Raw genomic sequence first — 5,345 nt, forward strand, 5'->3', positions numbered from 1 at the left:
CTACCTGCTACGGGTTCAGAAATGAATGCCAACTCTGTGATTACACGTTATGAAACTCACGAGAAACTGGCCTTTAGCAGCCCGCTGGTGTATCCGACATTTTCAATACTGGATCCTACTAAGGCCTATACCCTCCCCCCCAGACAACTCGCCAATGGTGTAGTGGATGCCTTTACGCACATTATGGAGCAATATCTGACGTATCCAGTAAATGCGGCGGTACAGGATCGTTTCGCTGAAGGTTTATTGCAAACACTGATTGAGATTGGACCTAGTTTGCTTGAAACACCCGATGACTATGACCTTCAAGCTAATTTTATGTGGACTGCTACCTTAGCTTTAAACGGCTTGATTGGAGCTGGTGTGCCGCAGGATTGGGCAACGCATATGATCGGTCATGAAATTACCGCTCTGCATGGCTTGGACCATGCTCAGACATTGGCGATTTTATTACCTAGTGTGCTTCACGAACAGCGTGCAAAAAAATCCGACAAATTACTGCAATATGCACAGCGGGTATGGGGCTTGGAAGATGGTAGCGATGATGACCGAATTAATCTTGCCATCACAAAAACCCGCGATTTTTTTGAACGAATGGGGGTAAAAACGCATCTGACTGATTATCAGATCAGTGCCGATGCAATTCCAGCGATGGTCCAACAGCTCGAGCAGCATGGTCTTACACAGCTTGGTGAACACAACGATATCGATCTGGAAAAAAGCCAACACATTCTACAAGCAAGCCTATAAATATAAGGAGCGCCTTATGACAAAAACTATTCAATTTTCTGAGGCCGGTGAGCCATCTGTTTTATCTATTATTGATGAATCTGTGCCTGCTCCCGCGGCAGACGAAGTGCAGATTAAAGTCCATGCTATTGGTCTTAACCGTGCTGAAGCTATGTTCCGCCGTGGCCAATATCTCGAAGCACCGACATTCCCTACACGCATAGGCTATGAATGTGCTGGCACAGTCAAAGCGGTTGGCGAAAATATTAAACACATCAAAGTGGGCGATGCGGTCAGTACTATTCCCAATTTCTCTATGAATCAATATGGAAGCTATGCAGAGCTGACAAATATGCCGATCACGGCTGTCACCCCACATCCTGAAAATTTAAGTTGGGAACAAGCGACATCAGTATGGATGCAGTATCTAACAGCATATGGTGCCCTGATTGATATTGCCAAAATGAAAGCCGATGATTTTGTCTTAATCCCTGCTGCATCCAGCAGTGTCGGACTCGCAGCGATACAGTTATGTAACCTGATGGGTGCCACGCCAATCGCCATGACTCGAACAGCTGATAAAGTCGAACAACTTCACCAGCTTGGTGCCGAGCACGTCATTATCAGTGAACAGGATGATGTGGTTGATGCCGTCATGGCCATCACTGATGGTCGTGGTGTGAATATCGTATTCGATCCGGTAGCTGGCCCTATGCTAAGTACGTTAGCTGAAGCTTGCGCCCCACTAGCCATGATTTTTCAATATGGTGCACTGAGCGCAGACCCCACGCCTTATCCATTATTCACTGCATTACAGAAAGGCCTCACGATTCGTGGCTACACCTTATTTGAGTTTACCAGTGCACCAGAGCGTTTAGCTAAAGCCAAAGAAAAAATCTTTGACTGGTTAAAACATTCCCAGCTGAGCCCAGTCATAGCAAAGACATTTGATTTTGACGATATCGTGACAGCACACAGCTATCTGGAAGCCAATAATCAATTAGGCAAAATTGTTATTACACTCTAACTCTAAGGATTCACTATGACATCAATGAATCAGCAAACAGAATCACTTTTATCGCCTATCGAACTGGGTTCTATCAGCTTGAAAAATCGCGTCATCATGGCGCCTTTAACTCGTAATCGGGCTGGTGAAGGCTTGGCTCCGACGGAAATGAATGTGGAGTATTACCGTCAACGTGCATCAGCCGGCCTCATTATTAGCGAAGCAACATTGATTTCAGCAAAAGGGATTGGCTATCCGAACACGCCCGGAATCTACAGCGAGGCTCAGATAGAAGGCTGGAAAAAAGTGACTGAAGCTGTCCACGCTGAAGGTGGCAAAATTGTATTGCAAATATGGCACTGTGGCCGGGTCTCACACTCTTCCATGTTACCCGACGGTATGAAGCCACTCGCCCCTTCAGCCATCAAACCTGCCGGTGAGGTATATACCTATGAGGGAATGAAGCCCTATGAAACACCCGAGGCAATGACTGCAGATGATATCAAACAGACAATTGATGACTTCCGAACTGCCGCTTACAACGCGCTCACAGCAGGTTTTGATGGTGTAGAAGTACATTCTGCCAATGGTTATCTGCTTGACCAATTTTTGCGTGATGGCAGCAATCAGCGTACAGATGGCTATGGCGGCAGCATTGAGAACCGTGCCAGACTGACATTGGAAGTCGTTGATGAAGTTTGCAAAATCTGGGGTTCAGACCGTGTTGGTATTCGTTTGTCTCCGTTGCAACCTTTTAATGATATGAAAGACAGTCAGCCCGAAAAAACTTTTGAGTACATTATCAAGGCGCTAAACAAGTTTAACCTGGCGTATTTACATATCACTGAAATGGGCGCTGAAAATCCAGGCGCTGCGGGCCCCGAGTTTGATTTAGGCCTATGTCGTGAGTGGTATCAGGGAACGTATATGACAAACAGTGAATATAATTTTGATACTGCCAATGTAGCGATCCAAAGTGGCGATGCTGACTGTATATCCTTCGGTAAGTTATTCATTGCCAACCCGGATTTAGTTGAACGTTTCTCTACTCGCGCCCCATTGAATACACCTGACAGCGATAGCTTTTATGGTGGTGATGAACATGGTTATATCGATTATCCCTTTCTCACTGAAAAATAACGATATGTAGAAACCAGCACAAACCCCGTTTTATTAGGCAAGCACCATGAGTATCAGTGACGTATCGTGTCCTGATACCACTCAAGCAGCGTATCGATTCTCTGTGATTCAATAATCGATACGCTGCACAGCAGGAAAATACATACTAAAGGAGGATGTATGACACTTAAGACAATAACACAGCTTATGCTAGCCGGTTCGTTAGGACTGATGGGACAGGCTGCATTTGCTGACCGAGCCGATGCGGAAGAAAATCTACACAAGCTCAAGCTGCCAGAAGGCTTTCATATTAATGTTTATGCCGAAGTCGAAGGTGCGCGTCAAATGGCCTTAGGCCAGTCAACAGGCACAGTATTTGTTGGCACACGCGGTAATAATGTCTTTGCGGTAGTCGATAAAAACAAAGATCGTAAAGCCGATAAAGTGGTGAAGATTCTTGATGATTTAAAAGTCGGTAATGGTGTAGCGGTGCATCAAGGCAACCTTTATGTTGCTGAGCAAAACCGTATTGCCATTTACCCCGCTCCGGGTTTCGATCTCAACTTACCATTTAAACAAATGCGTGAGGTTATTTACGATAAGCTACCGGATAAAGCACACCATGGCTGGCGCTATATTGCTTTTGGCCCTGATAACAAGCTTTATGTCACCGTAGGTGCCCCCTGTAATATCTGTAATCCTCAGGGTATTGAAGCCAGCATTATTCGTATGAATGCCGATGGCAGTGATGCTGAAATATATGCCAAAGGTATCAGAAACTCAGTGGGTATGGACTTCCAGCCCGACACTGGCACCCTGTATTTCACTGATAATAACGTCGATATGATGGGTGATGATAATCCACCGGGTGAACTCAATGCCGCACCTAAAGCCGGTATGCACTTTGGTTTCCCTTATTATGCGGGTGGCAAAGCGCAACATCCTGACTGGAAAGACAAACAAGCACCACAAGACGTCACGTTCCCTGTCCAGGAATTCCAGGCACATACCGCAAGTCTGGGTCTCAAATTCTATACAGGTGATATGTTTCCAGCTGACTACAAAGGCGATGCCATTATTGCTCAGCATGGTTCATGGAATAGAACGAGTCCTGTGGGTTACCAGTTAATGCGTGTCACATTTGATGATAATCATCAGGTGACAGGTCATGAAGTCTTTATCGATGGTTGGTTGCAGAATGGTGAGGCCTGGGGACGTCCGACCGATGTATTACAACTTGCCGATGGTTCCTTACTGATTTCTGATGATTATAACGATGTGATTTACCGTGTTAGTTATGGCGATGACAACGCATCTTCAACTGATGCCACGTCTCAATCAAATAGCAAAACAATCACTGATCTGCAGATGCCTGAATCAGCCATTGCAGCACCAGATGGTCGTGTATTTGTCACTGAAATTGGTGAGTTTGGTAAAGCCGGTGACGGTAAAGTCACGGTTATCGATAAGTCCGGACAAAAAACAACGCTGGCTACAGGCTTAAATGATCCCAAAGGCATCGATTTATGGAATAACGAACTGTATATCGCTGATGTCGATCATGTCGTTAAAGTAGATATGAAAGGTGATATCACAGTTATCGCCAAAGCCAAGGATTTTCCCGGAAAACCTGTCTTTCTGAATGATATGGAAATTGATGGTAACGGTACCTTATATGTCTCTGATAGCGGCACTGATGATGGAGAAAATGCCGGCATTTATCAAATTACTCAAGCAGGTAAAGTGAGCGAAATTTTGGATGATAAATCGGCTATTAAACGTCCTAATGGGTTGCTGATGGACGGTAATGACACGCTGTTAGTTGCTGACTTTGGCACAGGTGACTTGTATCGTGCGAATATCAGCTCGGGTAAAACTGAAGCACTGAACAAAGGCTTTGGTGGTGCTGATGGTCTGGTCAGAGACAGCAAAGGCTATCTGTATGTGAGTGATTGGCAAAATGGTAAGGTGTGGCAATTAGTTGAACCTAAAGCAACACCACAATTACTCAGTGATGACTTTGTCTCTGCTGCTGACATTAGTCTCTCAGCAGATGGTCAGTACCTGATGGTGCCGGATATGAAAGGCAGTAAGTTAGTCTATTTACCAATACAGTAATACAATAGAAAATGCCCGGTGTTATTCACCGGGCATTCTAAAATCCGGTGATCACACTTTGTGTCTCTGACGTCTTGAATGTGGGTTGTTTGAAAAAGTTATAACTGTTTTTGTTGTGTGATTTGACTTCATACATCGCAAGATCAGCGTACTTGAGTAATGTCTCAATATTATCAGCATTGAATGGATAGAGCGCGATACCAATGCTAGCACTGATAGTCACACTCATATCAGACTGACATTCTATTGGTTGCTGTAATATATTTAACAGTTTTTCTGCAATACTGCTCGCTTCTGATAAATCCGTGGTTAATCTGGCAAAAACAACAAATTCATCGCCTCCCCAACGTATCGGGGTCCTAGGGATTTTGCC

The 5,345-nt window shown here is 44.8% G+C and carries 5 protein-coding genes; 4 read left to right on the forward strand and 1 reads right to left on the reverse strand.

Annotated elements, in window-relative coordinates:
* The 4 genes from B4K20_RS05850 to B4K20_RS05865 all read left to right on the forward strand — a co-directional run.
* Window positions 1–750: iron-containing alcohol dehydrogenase (locus tag B4K20_RS05850; protein ID WP_289282222.1), on the forward strand; the 750-nt coding region annotated here is incomplete at its 5' end.
* Between the two features lie 16 nt (window positions 751–766).
* On the forward strand, window positions 767–1,756 hold the full coding sequence (locus B4K20_RS05855) for a zinc-dependent alcohol dehydrogenase family protein (RefSeq protein ID WP_289282223.1): 990 nt from the start codon (window positions 767–769) through the stop codon (window positions 1,754–1,756).
* A gap of 15 nt (window positions 1,757–1,771) precedes the next feature.
* Window positions 1,772–2,875 (forward strand): alkene reductase, encoded by a 1,104-nt coding sequence (locus B4K20_RS05860; RefSeq protein WP_289282224.1) that lies wholly within the window; start codon window positions 1,772–1,774, stop codon window positions 2,873–2,875.
* A 159-nt stretch (window positions 2,876–3,034) separates the two neighbouring features.
* The gene (locus B4K20_RS05865) at window positions 3,035–4,972 is read left to right on the forward strand and encodes a PQQ-dependent sugar dehydrogenase (RefSeq protein ID WP_007145348.1); all 1,938 of its coding nucleotides are present in this window, start codon (window positions 3,035–3,037) and stop codon (window positions 4,970–4,972) included.
* Between the two features lie 37 nt (window positions 4,973–5,009).
* Here the strand turns inward: B4K20_RS05865 and B4K20_RS05870 are convergent.
* Window positions 5,010–5,345 (reverse strand): diguanylate cyclase domain-containing protein (locus B4K20_RS05870; protein ID WP_289282225.1); only part of this gene is annotated, 336 nt, incomplete at its 5' end.

The organism is Methylophaga sp. UBA5088, assembly GCF_002414625.1.
Classification (GTDB): Bacteria; Pseudomonadota; Gammaproteobacteria; order Nitrosococcales; family Methylophagaceae; genus Methylophaga; species Methylophaga marina.